This window comes from Arthrobacter sp. NPDC057009 (genome assembly GCF_042673905.1).
Classification (GTDB): Bacteria; Actinomycetota; Actinomycetes; order Actinomycetales; family Micrococcaceae; genus Arthrobacter.
Window position 1 is genome coordinate 134,139 of record NZ_JBHUSB010000010.1, and the last position, 14,610, is coordinate 148,748.

Here is a 14,610-nt window from a genome sequence, read left to right on the forward strand (position 1 = left end):
GGGGTTTGTCCCCCCCTCCTCCCCCCGCCCCCCCCCGCCCGGGCCGCGCGTCTGGGGGGGGGGTTACCAAATAAACCCCCCGCGGGGGGTTCCAAAACCCACCCCCCGCTGCCGTATCCGGTTGCCGCCCGGCCGGGCGGACATCCGCGCTGTTAGGCGTTCACCCGCACGTAGGTGGAGCCGGTGAGCCAGGAGGCCGGGTGCACGATGGTTTCGTTGACACCGTTCATGCCGCTGCTGATTGCCTGCCCGTCGCCGATGTAGACGCCGACGTGGCCACCGCTGATCATCAGGTCGCCGGGCTGCGGGGAGGAGACCGGAGTGCCGTACTGGTAGAACTGCGTGGGCGCGAGGTCACCGACGGACTTGCCGATGGAACGGAGCGCCTGCTCCACCAGGATGGTGCAGTCCTGGGTGGCACCGAGCTGCGACTGGGCGGAAGCCACGATCGCTGCGCCCACACCGCTGGCCGTCTGGGGCGCGGCCGCCGGCGTTATGGATGCGGAGGCGGTGTAGATGCCCATGCCGGAGGGCTCGGTTGCCGCAGGTGCAGGAGCCGCCGGGGAAGGAGCCTCAGGGACAGCAGGGGCCACGGGAACCTCGGGCACGGCAGGTGCTGCAGCAGCGCCCGGTCCCGGGATCAGGATCTGGTCACCGGGGTAAATGATTGATGCCAGAGACAGGCCGTTCTCCGCGAGGAGTGCATCCAGGCTGACCCCGTGGCGCGCCGCGATGTCACCGAGGGTGTCGCCGGCCACCACGGTGTGGGATGCGCCGGCAACAGCAGAACCGCCGGTTGCCGGGGCGGGGGCTACAGGCGTGGCGGGCGCAGCCAGCGCCTGGCCGGCAGCGGACTGGACCGCACCGGCGGCACCTGTGGCGGCTTGCGTAGCGGCAGTACCAGACGCGTCGGGCGCGTAGGCACCAGCGTGGGCGGGCGCGCCGGCACCGAACAGGAGACCGGAAGCGACGGCGGCTGCGGCGGCGGGCTTGGCAACCGTCGCGGCGTTGGACTTGAGGGAATACGACAGCCCCTGCAGAGCGATGGACGTCGTGGGGGTGGCGCGATGGCGCGCGAATGACTTACGTGACATGGTGATGGGCCTCTCCCATGCCTGCGGGGTTAGCTGTCGGGTTCGGATGGGAGTCACCCGGTCCTGATTGCCCGCTGCGCGGAGCGTCTGGACTTAACCCCTAGGCCTTGCTGGCAAGGCCGGTACTAACGTGGTTCCCCCGTCCCTGCCTTCGGGTCATTGCGAACGGATCCCGGTCAGCGGCAGGGCTCGGCATTCTGCCCGGGAATGCCCTGAGCGGAACCAAGGCACCCGCCGAGGCTATCGCACGTGGGCATCAAATGTCACATTTCGGTAACGGCGAGGCGGGAAGGAACGCTGACGGAAAGGGCGCCGAGAAGGGCTGGCGGTCCCGAAGGTCCCACCCTACAGGGCCTTTACCGCGCCCAACACCTTTGTCAGGGATTCTTTGGCGTCGCCGAACAGCAGCGTGGTCTGCGGCTCGTACATGAGATCGTTCTCGATTCCGGCGAACCCTGGCCGCATGGACCGCTTCAGGAACACCACCTGCCGGGCGTCCGCCACTTCAAGGATCGGCATCCCGTAGATCGGCGAACCGGCGGTGGTCTTGGCCGCCGGGTTCACGACGTCGTTCGCGCCCACCACCAGCGCGACGTCGGCGGTGCGGAACTCAGAGTTGATCTCGCCCATTTCCTTGAGCGATTCGTACGGCACATTGGCCTCGGCAAGCAGCACGTTCATGTGCCCTGGCATGCGCCCCGCGACCGGATGGATGGCGAAGTCCACCCGGATTCCGCGGGATTCCAGGGCTTGCGCCAGCTCTGCCGCGGTGTGCTGCCCCTGCGCCACGGCCAGCCCGTACCCGGGAACGATAATTACGCGCTGCGCGTAGCCCAGCAGCACCGCCACGTCCTCCGGGCTGGACGAGCGGACCGGACGGTCGCTCACGGCGGTGGATCCCGCCGTCGAACCTCCCCGGAAGGCCCCGAAAAGGATGCCGGCCACGCTGCGGCCCATGGCCGCGGCCATCGCCCGGGTGAGGATGGTGCCCGACGCCCCGACGAGCGTGCCGGCAACCACCAGCAGGACGTTGCCCAGCACCAGGCCGGACGCCGCAACAGCGAGGCCGGTGAAGGCGTTGAGCAGCGAGATGACGATCGGCACGTCTGCGCCGCCCACCGGCAGGACCAGCAGCACGCCGGCCACCAGGCCCAGCAGCAGGAGCAGCAGCGCCAGGATGAGGGACCCGCCCAGCACGACGGCGGCGGCGGTTCCCACCGCGGCGAGCAGGACTATCCCCATGAGCACCGGCAGGCCCGGAAACACCACGGGCCGGGTGGTCATGAGCTCCTGCAGTTTCGCGAACGTCACGGCCGATCCCGCGAAGGACACCGCCCCCACCAGCAGGGTGAAGACGACGGCGACGCGCACCCAGGCGTCCTCCGCATGGGGCAGTTCCAGCAGGGCCACGAGGGCGGCGGCGCCGCCGCCCACTCCGTTGAACAGCGCCACGAGCTGCGGCATCTGGGTCATCTTGACGCGCCGGGCCACGGGCGCTGCCACGCCGGAACCGACGGCGATTGCGCCGAGGATCAGGGGGACGTTGTCCAGCCGGGTGGAGAGAAAGACGGTGGCGACGGCGACCAGCGCACCGAAAGCGCCGATGAGGTTGCCGCGCCGGGCGGTCCGCGGGGAGTTCAGGCCTTTCAGCGCCAGGATGAAGAAGACGGCGGCCGCGAGGTAGAGCAGCGCGGTGACGTTCGGGTCGAGGAGGGTCACCGCCGGGCCTCCGTCTTCTCCCCGGTTTCACCCTGCGCGGCACCCTGCCCGGCACCAGGCGCGGCACCGGGCGCGGATCCGGGCGCGGCACCGGGCGCGGATCCGGGCGCGGATCCGGGCAAGGCTGCCTTGTCCGGCTTGCGGCCGCGGAACATCTCCAGCATGCGGTCGGTCACCACAAAGCCGCCCACCAGGTTGGCCGTGGCAAGGACCACCGCCAGCAGCCCCACCGCGAGGATCCAGGGGTGCGTTGCCTGGCCGGCAACGATGATGGCGCCCACCAGAATGATCCCGTGGATGGCGTTCGCGCCGGACATCAGGGGTGTGTGCAGGGTGCTGGAAACCTTCGACACCACTTCGAAGCCAACAAACACCGCGAGCACGGTGATCGTCAGCAGGCTGATGCCGTCCATCAGGCCACCCCTTCGTTTTCCGACGCCTTCACTGGCCCGTTCGCCAGCTCACTGGCGAGTTCGTTGAGAGCTTCCGCGGTGGGCTGGTGCCGCACCACGCCGTCGTGCGTCAGGCAGGCACCGGCTATCACGTCGTCGTCGAAATCCGGGGCCACTGTCCCGTCCCGGATCATGAGCGCCAGCAGGTTGGCCACGTTCTTCGCGTAAAGCCGGGAGGCGTCAGCCGGCATGGCCGACGGCGCGTCCTTGAGCCCGACGACGGCGACCGTCCCCTTGCCGTCCGCGGTGGGGACGTGGATGTCGCGGCCGGGAACTGACCCTTCAACATTGCCGCCGGATTCCGCGGCGAGGTCGACGACGACCGATCCCGGGCGCATGCCCTGCACCATTTCATGGGTCACCAGTAGCGGGGCATGCCTGCCGGGGACGGCCGCCGTCGTGATCAGCACGTCGGCATCGGCAACGTGAGGTGCCAGCAGCTGCCGCTGCAGGGCACCTCGGTCGGCGCTCAGCTCGCGGGCGTAGCCGCCTGTTGCCTCTGCCGTCTCCAGGTCGAGTTTGATGAAGGTGCCGCCCATCGACGTGACTTCCTCCGCCGAGGACGGCCGGATGTCGTTGGCGGAGACGCGGGCGCCGAGCCGCTTCGCCGTTCCGATCGCCTGCAGCCCGGCCACGCCGACGCCGAGCACCAGCACCCGCGCGGGCGGGACGGTTCCGGCTGCGGTCATGTACAGCGGAAAGAAGCGGGGCAGGCGGATGGCAGCTTCGAGGACGCACCGGTAGCCGGCCACGAGCGCCTGTGAGGAGAGGGCGTCCATTGACTGGGCCCGGGAAATGCGCGGCACGAGTTCCAGCGCGAAGGACGTGACGCCGCGTTCGGCGAGCACTCTGACCGTGGCGAGTTCGGACGACGGCGAGGCCAAGCCAACCGTGACCGCCCCGCGGCGGAGGGCTGCCGCCGTCGGAAGCTCCAGCGGGCGGACATGGGCGACGATGTCCAGCCCGGCGGGATCCAGGTCCGGAACGATATGGGCGCCCGCCTGGCGGTATTCATCGTCGGCATGGCCCGCGGAAACACCCGCCCGGGACTCGACCAGCACCTCCAGGCCCAACCCCGTGAGCTGCCTGACCGTCTCGGGGGTCGCGGCGACCCGCCGTTCGCCTTCCCGGCGCTCCCGCGCTATGCCCAGCTTCACCCGCCACGTCCTTCCAACGGGTGCAGCGGCGCGGTGACTCCCCTCGGTTCCCTTTCGGGCGGTTCACGGAGCGGCGCTGCTGCACGTAGTTGGCTAGAGTCTATGGCCCCGGGGCGCCGGGCGGGAGGGTGAGCCGGCAGTTAGGCGTTGGAGCACCTCCGAAAAATTCAGAGAGGCCGTGAGCGGGTCAAAATGTCAGACCCCCCGATCAGACTGTTTCTATGGAAGCCGTTGGGGGATTCACCGGGAACCGGGCCTTAGGGCCTGGTGCCGGTGGGTCAGGCTCCGTGGCAGGGATCGACGGCGGTGGCTGGCTCACTGCTGGGGCTTCCGACGGCGGTTCACCCGACGGTGGTGCGCCGGACGGCGGGTCAATTAATGTCAGACCCCCTGATCAGAATGGGTTTGTGGAAGCCATTGGGGGATTCACCGCGAACCCCGCCGTAGCGCCCGCTGCCGGTGGATCGGGTTCCGCCCAAGCCGGTGGGTTCGCTTCCATCGGTGCCACCGCCCTTCAAAGCGTCCCAGCCGGGATGGATGCAGTTGACCAGGCCATAGCTGCGCTGGACTCGGAAGCAATCACCGCCGAGGACACCGCGGTGTGGGGTTTCCGCCAATCCGCTGATTTCGCGGACCGGGTCGAGCGGCTCTCCCGGAGGGTGGAGCATCTGCAGGTAGCCGCCGCCGGTGCCGTGGAGAGGTCCCGCACCGCGGCGCTCACCGCCGCCGCGGCACCGCTGGTCCCCGACGCCGTTCCCGTCCCGGATGCGGACCCCAATGCTGATGGTTCGCGGAACACGGTGGATTTCCTCCGGACCAGGCTGGGCATCAGCGCCTGCGAGGCCCGCCGCCGCCTCACCCTCGCCGACTCCATCCTGCCCAGAGCAGGATTCGGCGGCCAACAGCTACCGCCCCGCTACGGGGAACTCGCGACGGCGGTCAGCACCGCCCAGATCAGCTCCCGCGCCGCGACCACCATCACCCTCGCCCGGGACCGGGCCCGGCACTTCACCACCCCGGCCCGCACCGCCGCGATGGAACACGACCTCACTCAAACGGCGATCGACAATGACGCGGACTTCGTCACCCGCGTCGCACGGCACTGGGCCGAGGCGATCGACCAGGACGGCCCCGAACCCTCCGAACCGGGGCTCCGCCAGATCCAGGGGGCCTTCATCCGCCGCCCCAAACACGGACTGCACCACCTGGAAATCTTCGCCACCCCCGAACAGTTCGAAACCCTCACCACCGCCATGAACACCGCCACCAACCCCCGCACCCCGGCCCCGGAACACGCAGACGGGAATGGCAGCGACGGCGATGGCGGGAACGGGGGCCACGGCGATGGCGGCCACGGAAACGGCGGCGGGACCGGCGGCGGGGCGGCGGATAGTGAGGCTGTCCTTGCCCGGTGGGACAGCCCGGGTGTACCGGAAATCGACCTGGATCACCGGTCCCAGGGCCAGAAACGCCTCGACGGGCTCGTCGGCGCCTGCCAAACCGCCCTCACCACCGACGCCCTGCCCGCCAACGGCGGCCACCGACCCCAGATCCTGGTCACCATCGACCACCGCGACCTGCTCGCCAGAGTCGAGCAATGGCTGGGCCAGCCCAGCACCGCCAGTCTCCAAGGAGCGCTGGACACACAGTGGGCCCAAGGCGCCCAGAATCTGCAGCCAGCCTCCGCCGGTCCGCTCAACGCCGCCCGGACCGGCGACGGCACAGCCCTGTTCGCGTTCAGCGGGCCGGTGAACCCGGCCACGATCCGCAAAATCGCCTGCGACGCCGACCTCATCCCCGTCGTCCTCGGCGCCGGCGGCCGCATCCTCGACGTCGGCCGCGCCTCACGGATCTTCCCGCCCCACATCCGCAAAGCCATCATGGCCCGCGACCAAGGCTGCGCGTTCCCGCAATGCACCATGCCCGCCCCCTGGTGCGAAGCCCACCACATCACCTACTGGTCACGCGGCGGACCCACCAGCACCGGCAACGGCGTCCTGCTCTGCAGCTATCACCACCACCTGATCCATAAGGAAAACTGGACCATCGAAGTCACCAACGAGGTGCCCTGGTTCAAACCACCACCGGAACTGGACCCGGGGCGTAAACCCCGCCGGAACCAATTCTTCCGCTCACGACCCCACCGGGAATGAAGGGCGCCGGCGAGAGATTCCGGGCACCAGCCAATGCCTGCTTCACCTACCGGCCGCTGGAGAAGTCCGCCGAAATCCGCTCTGCCGTGGCCACGATTTCCTTCCGCACGGATTCAAGGTACGCCTTGGGATCCGGCTTGGCTGCCACGGACTGGGCCTGCAGCGAGACGTTGACGGCCGCCACTACCTTTGGGCCGTGGTACACAGGCGCGGCCACGGACATCAAGCCAAGTTCGAGCTCCTGGTCCAGCAAGCACCAGCCCTGGGCCCGGACTTTATCGAGGACGGCCAGCAGGTCCTTCACCGTGCCGACGGCGCGCGGGGTGAGCGGCTTGATCTCGGCTGCGGCCAAGTACTCCTTCAGTTGCTCGGGCGGGAGCCCGGCGAGCAACACCCGGCCCATCGACGTCGCATAGGCCGGGAACCTGGTGCCCACCGTGATGCCGATCGTCATGATCCGGCGCGTGGTGACCCTGGCAATGTAGGCGATATCGGTACCGTCCAGAACAGCGGCGGAGGTGGATTCGCCGAGCTTCAAGGACAGCTCCTCCAGGTGCGGCTGGGCCAGCTGCGGGAGGGACAGACCGGACAGGTAGGCGTAGCCGAGCTGCAGCACCTGGGCCGTGAGCGCGAAGGTCTTGCCGTCGGTGCGGACGTAGCCGAGCTCGACGAGCGTGTGCAGGAAGCGCCGGGCCGTGGCACGGGTGAGACCGGTGCGGGCGGCCACCTCGGTGAGCGTCATGTCGGCGTGCTCGGTGTCGAACGCACGGATCACCGCGAGCCCCCGCGCCAGCGACTGCACGTACTGGTCGCTCGCCGTCGGCGCCGCGTCCTTGGGCGGGCGGCCCACCCGGGGCGGGGTCCCTGCTGCTGCGTCGGTCATGATTACCAATCCTAATCGGCGCGAACGGACACTTATGGCCCCGCCGCCAAGCGCGAACGGACACTTATGGCCCCGGTGGCGCGCACGCCAAGGGCCACAAGTGTCCGTTCGCGCTGAGAGGAGGAGAGCAGTGTGGTTACTGTCCGACGGCGGGTGCTGCCGTTAGGGGGACGGGTACCAGTGCCTGGAGTTCCTCGAGCGTGCAGCCGAAGGTTTCGCGGACGCGGACGCCGTCGGGGCCGGTGAGGAAGACGGCCTTGTCGGTGTACACGCGGGTCACGCAGCCGACGCCGGTGAGCGGGTAGGTGCACGCTTCAACGATCTTGGACACACCTTCCCTGGTCAGGAGGGTCATCATCACGAAGACGTCCTTGGCGCCGGTGGCCAGGTCCATCGCACCGCCCACGGCAGGAATCGCGTCGGGTGCGCCGGTGTGCCAGTTGGCGAGGTCACCGGTCGCGGAGACCTGGAACGCGCCGAGGACGCAGATGTCCAGGTGCCCGCCGCGCATGATCGCGAACGAGTCGGCATGGTGGAAGTAGGACGCACCCGGGAGTTCGGTGACGGGGATCTTGCCGGCGTTGATGAGGTCCTCATCAATCTGGTCGCCGGTGGCCACCGGGCCCATGCCGAGCATGCCGTTCTCGGTGTGCAGCGTGATGTTCTGTTCGGGCAGGAGGTAGTTCGAGACCAGGGTGGGCTGGCCGATGCCGAGGTTTACGAACGAGCCGGGGGCGATGTCGCGGGCCACGAGCCGGGCGAGGTCGTCACGCCCCAGCGGCGTTTCGGAGGTCTGGATGGACGTTTCCACAAGGCTCATCTCAGGCCGCCTGTTCCTTCAGGTCGGAGCCGGCGCCGGCAGCGCCGCTGGAATCAATACGGACGATGCTGTTGACGTAGATCCCGGGGGTCACGATGTTCTCCGGGTCCAGGGAACCGGTAGGCACGATCTCGGACACCTGCACGATGGTGTGCTTCGCCGCGGCCGCCATGATCGGGCCGAAGTTCCGCGCCGTCTTGCGGTACACGAGGTTCCCCACCCGGTCGGCCTTCAGCGCCTTGATCAGCGCGACGTCGGCATGGATCGGGGTCTCGAACACTTGGCCGCGGCCGTCGATGATGCGGGTTTCCTTGCCCTCGGCGAGCATGGTCCCGTACCCGGTGGGGGTGAAGAACCCGCCGATCCCGGCGCCGGCGGCCCGGATCCGTTCAGCCAGGTTGCCCTGCGGGACCAGTTCGAGTTCGATCTGCCCGGCCTTGTATTTGGCGTCGAAGTGCCAGGAGTCGGACTGCCGCGGGAACGAGCAGATCATCTTGCGCACCCGGCCTTCCTTGATCAGCAGCGCCAGGCCCTGGTCGCCCTGGCCGGCGTTGTTGTTTACCACGGTCAGGTCCGTGGCGCCGGATTCCAGCAGCGCGTCGATCAGTTCGAACGGCTGCCCGGCGTTGCCGAACCCGCCGATCATCACGGTGGAGCCGTCCTTGATGGCCGCGACGGCCTCCCCGACGGTGTCAATGAAATTCAGCATCGCCTACGCCTTTCCGTTAGAAGCGGTCATGTTCTCGAGGACGACGGCGAGGCCCTGGCCGACGCCGATGCAGATCGCCGCGACACCCCACCGCTGGCCGGAGGCCTGCAGGGACCGGGCGAGGGTACCCAGGATCCGGGTGCCGGATGCACCAAGGGGGTGGCCCATCGCGATCGCGCCGCCGTGCCGGTTCACGATGGACGGGTCGACGCCCCAGGCGTTGATGCACGCCAGGGACTGCGCGGCGAACGCTTCGTTAAGTTCGACGGCGCCCACCTGGTCCCAGCCGATGCCCGCCTTCGCGAGGGCCTTGTTTGCCGCCTCCACCGGGGCGAAGCCGAAGAACTGGGGGTCGTTGCCGTGCGCACCGCGCCCGGCGATCCGCGCCAGCGGCTCCAGGCCCAGGATCGAGGCGGCGTTCTCGGACCCGATCCACGCCGCGGACGCGCCGTCGGACAGCGGTGAGGCGTTCCCGGCCGTGACCGTGCCGCCCTTCGTGGCGCCGGACGCAGCGTCGTCGGCCTCGGCACGGAAGACCGTCTTCAGCCCAGCGAGCTTTTCCGCCGACGAACCCGGGCGGATGCCCTCATCGCGGACCAGGTCGGTGCCGGGGACCGGGGCCACGAGGTTGTCGTAGAACCCCTCGTCCCACGCGGCGGCGGCCAGGTTGTGCGAGTTCGCGGCGAACTCGTCCTGCTGCGCCCGGGTCACCCCATACTTCTCCCGCAAACGCTCGGTCGCCTCGCCCAGGGAGATGGTCCACTCCTTCGGCATGGCCTTGTTCACCAGGCGCCAGCCCAGCGTGGTCGAGGCCAGCGTCATGTCCCCGGCCGGGTACGGCTTTTCCGTCTTCGGCAGCACCCACGGCGCACGGCTCATCGACTCGGCACCGCCCACCAGCACCACGTCCGCGTCGCCGGCGTTGATCTGCCGCGACGCGATGATCGCCGCGTCCAGCGACGATCCGCACAAGCGGTTCACCGTGGTGCCCGGGATCGAGACGGGCAGCCCGGCCAGCAGCGTGCCCATCCGGGCGACGTTACGGTTCTCCTCGCCTGCGCCGTTCGCGTTGCCAAACACCACCTCGTCGATCCGCTCCGGGTCCAGCGCCGGGGCGCGCTTCACGGACTCCCTGATCACATGGGCGGCAAGATCATCCGGCCGCACCCCGGCGAGGCCGGAGCCGAACTTCCCGAACGGCGTGCGCACGGCGTCGTAAACAAAAGCCTGGTTCATGAATTCCTCGAATTGTCTGGGCCCAACTGGCTGGCACTTAATGTCGTTTTGAGGGCTCAAAACGACAACTACTGCGAGCTAGTTGGGTGGGGTGTCAGTTGCAGGGGTGGCTGCGTTGTCCGTTGCAGGGGTGTCCATTTCATGGAAGACCTGCTGGGCTGTCTTGAAGGCGGTGTTCGCGGAGGGAACTCCGCAGTAAATGGCGGTCTGCAGCAGGATCTCCTTGATCTCGTCCCTGCTCAGCCCGTTGGTGATGGCCGCGCGGATATGCATGGCCAGTTCTTCCCAGTGCCCGTGCGCCACCATGGCCGTGATGGTGACGGCGGAGCGCATCTGCCGGGGCAGGCCCGGACGGGTCCAGATTCCGCCCCACGCGATGCGGGTGATCATGTCCTGGAAGTCCTCGATGAAGGCGTCCATGTTGGCGTTCGCGCGGTCAACGTGCGCGTCGCCGAGCACTTCGCGCCGGACCACCATGCCGCCGTCGTAAATCTCCTGGCTGGTGGCACCCGGCTGCACCACACCGTTGCGCTCAGCGCCGGAGGTCCGGGTACCAGTAGCTTCGGCGCCGCTCATTTGGCTGCTCCACGGGTCTCGGCCCAGGCGATGAGGCTGCGCATCAGCTCGGCCGTGTGTGCGGGCGCCTCGGCGGGCGCCAAGTGTGCCACACCCCCGAGCGTGGCGGCGGAGGCGGTGCCACCGCCCGCGGTGATTCCGGCGGCCACTTCTTCTGCCATCGACGGCGGGGCGACCCCATCCAGCGCACCGGCCACCACCTGCGTCGGGACAGTGATGCTGCCCAGCTGGTCGCGGACATCGAAGGAGGCCAGGGCCTCGCAGCAGAAGGCGTAGCTGAAACGGTCGGCATCGCGCAGCGAGTGCAGGAGCCGGCTGCTGAGTTCGGGGTCGCGGTCCATGAACCCGGGTGCGAACCAGCGTTCGGCCGAGCCCTGGATCATCACCGGGGTGCCCTGGCTTCGGACGGTCTCGGCGCGTTCCAGCCAGCCCTCGGGGGTGCCGAGCTTGGCACCGGAGCACTGCACGGAGAGGCTCTTGAGCCGGTCGGCATGCTTGATGCCCAGCTGCAGGCCGGTGGCGCCGCCCAGCGACACGCCGGCGTAGTGGAACTTTTCACCGGGCGCGATCGAGTCGACAAGTTCGACGACGGCATCCGCCAGATCGGCGACGCTGAAGGTTTCGGCAGCGGCCGGAGAGACACCATGGCCGGGAAGGTCCCAGGCGACAACATCGAAGTCGTTGCCCAGGAGGGAACCGACTTTGGACCACAGTACGGAGGACGTGCCGAGCGACGGCCCGACGATCAGAAGCGGTTTATCGCCCAATGCGCGCTGGGGCGAAAGCAGCACTGCCTTCACTGCTGGTTTAGCCACGGGAATCTCCGTTTCCGTCTGGTCTGGTTGACGCTGGTTGGGTTGCAGCTGTTGGGATTGAAACACCCGCGAAGTCCGGGAACGCGGCCAGAATCCGCCGCGAGATCTCCGCTGCCTGGCCTAGGTAGCTGGCGGGATCGAGCAGCGCCTCAAGCCGCTCGTCGGAAAGCTTGTCCGCGGGCACGGCCTCCCGCAGCAGACGGCGGTAGGTGGCGGACTGTTCGGCGGCCGGAACCTGGAGCGTCTTGTCGACGACGGCCTGCAGCTGCTGCTTCCCGTCGGCAGCGGACGCGTTTGCATCCCCGAAAAGGAGTGAAACCCCGGCGGAGACCCCTTCGCTGAGCAGCAGCGGGCCGGACAGGTCCAGGTTCCGCCGCATGGCGTCCGGGAAGACCTGCAGGCCCTCGGCGAGTTCCCTCAGGTGGCCGGCGGCGCCGAGGGCCAGGGCGAGCAGCTGGCGCAGGGCCGGCCATTCGGTGTGCCACGCACCGTCGGGGCGTTCGTCATTGAAGGTGGCTGCGGCCAGGTGCAGCTGCGCAGCCAGGCCCGGGGCCTGCAGGGCGGCACTGCGGACCAGCACGGACAGCACAGGGTTCTGCTTCTGCGGCATCGCCGAGGAAAATCCGCGGCCCTTGGCGCGCGGTTCCGCTACTTCGGCCACCTCGGGACGGCTCAGGAACAGGACGTCGGCGGCGATCTTGCCCAGGGCGTCCACGACGGCGGCAACAGCGTCGCCGAGCGACGTCACGGCCAGCCGGTTGGTGTGCCACGGCGCCGGTGTGGCGGCGAGTCCCAGCTGGGCGGCCAGCGCGTCCGAAAGGGCAAAGGGGTCAGTCGCATGGCGGGCGGTGGCGAAGCCGGAAGTCAGCACCGTCCCGGCGGCCAGCGTTCCGGCCGCGCCGCCGAACTGCACCGGCAGTTCCAGCACCTTGAGCCGGCGTGCCGCGGCCGCCAGCCCATGGAACCACTGCGCAGCCCGCAGCCCGAACGTGAACGGCAGCGAGTGCTGGGTCAGGCTTCTGCCCACGCACAGCGTGTCCGCGTGCTGTTCCGCCAGGCGGGCCAGCGCCGCCGTCGTGCCCTTAACATCGGCGAGCAGCGCCTCAACGGTGTTGCGGGCCATCAGCATCAGGGCGGTGTCCAGCACATCCTGGCTGGTCAGCGAGGTGTGCACAGCCTTTCCGGCACCGACGCCGGCGGTATCCAGGGCCTTGACCTGCGCCCGGAGATCGGCCACCAGCGGGATCACCGGGTTGCCGCCGCCCTGGGAACGGCGGGAGATATCGACAAGGTCGTACCGGGAGGCATCGGCGGCGTGGGCAACCACGGCAGCGGACCCGGACGGGGCAAGGTCGTGCTGCTCCAGCACAGCGGCCCAGCCGGCCTCGACGGCCAGGATGGCCCCGAGGACGGCACGGTCGCCGGTCAGCGCCTCCACGAGGGGCGACGCCGAGACCGGGCTGAGGAGCCCGCTCACTTTGCAGCGCCCCCGGCTTGGGTTCCCGATTCAGCTTCGGTTCGCTGGAAGTCAAGGAAGACGGTTTCGCCTTCGCCCTGCAGGCGGATGTCCCAGGTGAGCCCGCCGTCCCCATCGCGGCGTGCGATCAGCGTCTGGCGGCGCTCCGGGTCCAGCGAGGACAGCAGCGGGTCCTTGGCCAGTGCTTCCTCGTTCTCCGGCAGGTAGACGCGGGTGAAGAGCCGGTTCATCAGGCCGCGGGCAAAGACCGCCACGGAGATGAAGGCTGCCGCGCCCGGTTCGGTCGGCCCCGGGTTGACGGTGGTGAAGGTGTAGACGCCCGTGTTGCCGACGGCGCTGCGGCCCCAACCGGTGAACGTGTAGCCGTCACGGACCAGCGAGCCGGTGCGGTGGACGATGTTGCCCTCAGTGTCCGGCTGCCAGATTTCCAGGATGGCGTCCGGGATGGGGTGCCCGGCGCCGTCGTAGACAGTGCCCTGCAGGCGGATCGTGCCCGGCGACCCCGGCGCCAGCAGTTCACGGTCCTTGTTGAAGGGCAGGGCGTAGCCGTAGAACGGGCCGACGGTCTGGCCCGGGGTGGGAACCAGCTTGGTGGAGTTACTCATGGTCGTCGCCTTCCGCGCCCAGCGCCTCGTTCTCGGTCCAGGTCCGCTTGGAGCCCGTCAGGATGATGTCCCAGTTGTAGCCCAGCGCCCATTCCGGCTCCGTCAGGTCGTGGTCGTAGGTGGCCACGAGGCGGTCGCGGGCATCCTGGTCCACGATGGACTGGTAGATCGGGTCCAGCGGGAAGAGCTGGTCGCCCGGGAAGTACATCTGCGTGACGATGCGCTGGGTGAACTCCTGGCCGAACAGCGAGAAGTGGATGTGCGCGGGCCGCCAGGCGTTGAGGTGGTTCTTCCACGGGTAGGCGCCCGGCTTGATGGTGGTGAAGCGGTAGGAACCGTCCGGGCCGGTGATGCAGCGGCCCACGCCGGTGAAGTTGGGGTCCAGCGGTGCGGGGTGCTGGTCGCGCTTGTGGATGTAGCGGCCGGCGGCGTTGGCCTGCCAGATCTCCACGAGCTGCCCGGCAACGGGGCGGCCGTCGCCGTCGAGCACGCGGCCGGCAACGATGATGCGTTCGCCCTGCGGTTCGCCGTTGTGCTGGATGGTCAGGTCCGACTCCAGGGCGTGGACGTCCTGGTGGCCGAATGCCGGGGAGTACAGCTCAATGGTTTCCGGGTCCGCGTGGTGCAGGCTCTTGGTGGGGTGGCGCAGGAGGCTGCTGCGGTAGGGCGGAAAGTCCAGCCGCGGCTGCGTCTCCGGAGCCGCGCCGCCCTTCAGGGCACGGGCGTAGGCGTCTCCGATGGCCTTGATCTCGGCACTGAGATCCTGCTGGGTTTCCACGCGCTGCGCTTCAGCAGGGAGTTCCGTGGGGACGGCCTGCGGGGCGGCCGGGGTTGCGGGTACTGCGTCCGACAGGTCCTCGGTCAGCGCGTCGGCGTTGTACGTTGCCAGATTCACGTCTTCAGGCACAGCAGCC

At 69.0% G+C, this 14,610-nt stretch carries 14 protein-coding genes and 1 riboswitch; of the genes, 1 reads left to right on the top strand and 13 read right to left on the bottom strand.

All coding sequences use genetic code 11. The annotated features are described in order from the left end of the window. Nucleotides 1-152: 152 nt before the first annotated feature. The 4 genes from ACFTR6_RS12600 to ACFTR6_RS12615 all read right to left on the bottom strand — a co-directional run bounded on the left by ACFTR6_RS12600 (nt 153) and on the right by ACFTR6_RS12615 (nt 4,422). Nucleotides 153-1,094: a LysM peptidoglycan-binding domain-containing protein gene (locus ACFTR6_RS12600; protein ID WP_377958168.1), complete on the bottom strand. Its 942-nt coding sequence runs from the start codon at nt 1,092-1,094 to the stop codon at nt 153-155. A gap of 5 nt (nt 1,095-1,099) precedes the next feature. Further along, a riboswitch (cyclic di-AMP (ydaO/yuaA leader) is annotated at nt 1,100-1,261 on the bottom strand. Nucleotides 1,262-1,439: 178 nt separating this feature from the next. Then, nucleotides 1,440-2,813: an NAD(P)(+) transhydrogenase (Re/Si-specific) subunit beta gene (locus ACFTR6_RS12605; protein WP_076799522.1), complete on the bottom strand. Its 1,374-nt coding sequence runs from the start codon at nt 2,811-2,813 to the stop codon at nt 1,440-1,442. Next, nucleotides 2,810-3,226, bottom strand: a complete 417-nt coding sequence (locus ACFTR6_RS12610) for an NAD(P) transhydrogenase subunit alpha (protein ID WP_377958169.1) — start codon at nt 3,224-3,226, stop codon at nt 2,810-2,812. Before ACFTR6_RS12610 ends, ACFTR6_RS12605 begins: the two co-directional genes overlap by 4 nt. Next, on the bottom strand, nt 3,226-4,422 hold the full coding sequence (locus ACFTR6_RS12615) for a Re/Si-specific NAD(P)(+) transhydrogenase subunit alpha (protein ID WP_377958170.1): 1,197 nt from the start codon (nt 4,420-4,422) through the stop codon (nt 3,226-3,228). The genes ACFTR6_RS12610 and ACFTR6_RS12615 overlap by 1 nt, the downstream gene beginning before the upstream one ends. A gap of 407 nt (nt 4,423-4,829) precedes the next feature. Here ACFTR6_RS12615 and ACFTR6_RS12620 point away from each other — a divergent pair, with 407 nt between their 5' ends. Further along, complete coding sequence (locus ACFTR6_RS12620) at nt 4,830-6,575, top strand: DUF222 domain-containing protein (protein ID WP_377958171.1); 1,746 nt, start codon at nt 4,830-4,832, stop codon at nt 6,573-6,575. A 46-nt stretch (nt 6,576-6,621) separates the two neighbouring features. On the opposite strand, the gene ACFTR6_RS12625 is transcribed toward ACFTR6_RS12620, so the two are convergent. The 9 genes from ACFTR6_RS12625 to pcaH form a co-directional block, all read right to left on the bottom strand. Then, a complete protein-coding gene (locus tag ACFTR6_RS12625) occupies nt 6,622-7,458 on the bottom strand; it encodes an IclR family transcriptional regulator C-terminal domain-containing protein (protein WP_377958172.1) in 837 nt (278 codons plus the stop codon). A 136-nt stretch (nt 7,459-7,594) separates the two neighbouring features. Then, complete coding sequence (locus ACFTR6_RS12630) at nt 7,595-8,278, bottom strand: 3-oxoacid CoA-transferase subunit B (RefSeq protein WP_377958173.1); 684 nt, start codon at nt 8,276-8,278, stop codon at nt 7,595-7,597. A 1-nt stretch (nt 8,279) separates the two neighbouring features. Beyond that, nucleotides 8,280-8,987, bottom strand: coding sequence for a 3-oxoacid CoA-transferase subunit A (locus tag ACFTR6_RS12635; RefSeq protein ID WP_377958174.1), 708 nt, complete (start codon nt 8,985-8,987; stop codon nt 8,280-8,282). A gap of 3 nt (nt 8,988-8,990) precedes the next feature. Then, nucleotides 8,991-10,223 carry a thiolase family protein gene (locus tag ACFTR6_RS12640; protein ID WP_377958175.1) on the bottom strand — a complete coding sequence of 411 codons (1,233 nt, stop codon included), beginning with the start codon at nt 10,221-10,223 and terminating at the stop codon, nt 8,991-8,993. 78 nt (nt 10,224-10,301) lie between these two features. Beyond that, nucleotides 10,302-10,799 carry a 4-carboxymuconolactone decarboxylase gene (pcaC, locus tag ACFTR6_RS12645; protein ID WP_377958176.1) on the bottom strand — a complete coding sequence of 166 codons (498 nt, stop codon included), beginning with the start codon at nt 10,797-10,799 and terminating at the stop codon, nt 10,302-10,304. Beyond that, a complete protein-coding gene (locus ACFTR6_RS12650; protein WP_087872295.1) occupies nt 10,796-11,614 on the bottom strand; it encodes an alpha/beta fold hydrolase in 819 nt (272 codons plus the stop codon). The genes pcaC and ACFTR6_RS12650 overlap by 4 nt, the downstream gene beginning before the upstream one ends. Beyond that, nucleotides 11,607-13,091 (bottom strand): lyase family protein, encoded by a 1,485-nt coding sequence (locus ACFTR6_RS12655; RefSeq protein ID WP_377958177.1) that lies wholly within the window; start codon nt 13,089-13,091, stop codon nt 11,607-11,609. Before ACFTR6_RS12655 ends, ACFTR6_RS12650 begins: the two co-directional genes overlap by 8 nt. After that, the gene (pcaG, locus tag ACFTR6_RS12660) at nt 13,088-13,696 is read right to left on the bottom strand and encodes a protocatechuate 3,4-dioxygenase subunit alpha (protein WP_377958178.1); all 609 of its coding nucleotides are present in this window, start codon (nt 13,694-13,696) and stop codon (nt 13,088-13,090) included. The genes ACFTR6_RS12655 and pcaG overlap by 4 nt, the downstream gene beginning before the upstream one ends. After that, complete coding sequence (gene pcaH / locus ACFTR6_RS12665) at nt 13,689-14,603, bottom strand: protocatechuate 3,4-dioxygenase subunit beta (RefSeq protein ID WP_172804275.1); 915 nt, start codon at nt 14,601-14,603, stop codon at nt 13,689-13,691. The genes pcaG and pcaH overlap by 8 nt, the downstream gene beginning before the upstream one ends. Between the last annotated feature and the right edge of the window lie 7 nt (nt 14,604-14,610).

Excerpts from the sequence above, each read along its gene's own strand:
- ACFTR6_RS12600 (WP_377958168.1), bottom strand. The coding sequence starts at position 1,094 with ATGTCACGTAAGTCATTCGCGCGCCATCGCGCCACCCCCACGACGTCC.
- ACFTR6_RS12610 (WP_377958169.1), bottom strand. The coding sequence starts at position 3,226 with ATGGACGGCATCAGCCTGCTGACGATCACCGTGCTCGCGGTGTTTGTT.
- ACFTR6_RS12625 (WP_377958172.1), bottom strand. The coding sequence starts at position 7,458 with ATGACCGACGCAGCAGCAGGGACCCCGCCCCGGGTGGGCCGCCCGCCC.
- ACFTR6_RS12630 (WP_377958173.1), bottom strand. The coding sequence starts at position 8,278 with ATGAGCCTTGTGGAAACGTCCATCCAGACCTCCGAAACGCCGCTGGGG.
- ACFTR6_RS12635 (WP_377958174.1), bottom strand. The coding sequence starts at position 8,987 with ATGCTGAATTTCATTGACACCGTCGGGGAGGCCGTCGCGGCCATCAAG.
- ACFTR6_RS12640 (WP_377958175.1), bottom strand. The coding sequence starts at position 10,223 with ATGAACCAGGCTTTTGTTTACGACGCCGTGCGCACGCCGTTCGGGAAG.
- pcaC (WP_377958176.1), bottom strand. The coding sequence starts at position 10,799 with ATGAGCGGCGCCGAAGCTACTGGTACCCGGACCTCCGGCGCTGAGCGC.
- pcaG (WP_377958178.1), bottom strand. The coding sequence starts at position 13,696 with ATGAGTAACTCCACCAAGCTGGTTCCCACCCCGGGCCAGACCGTCGGC.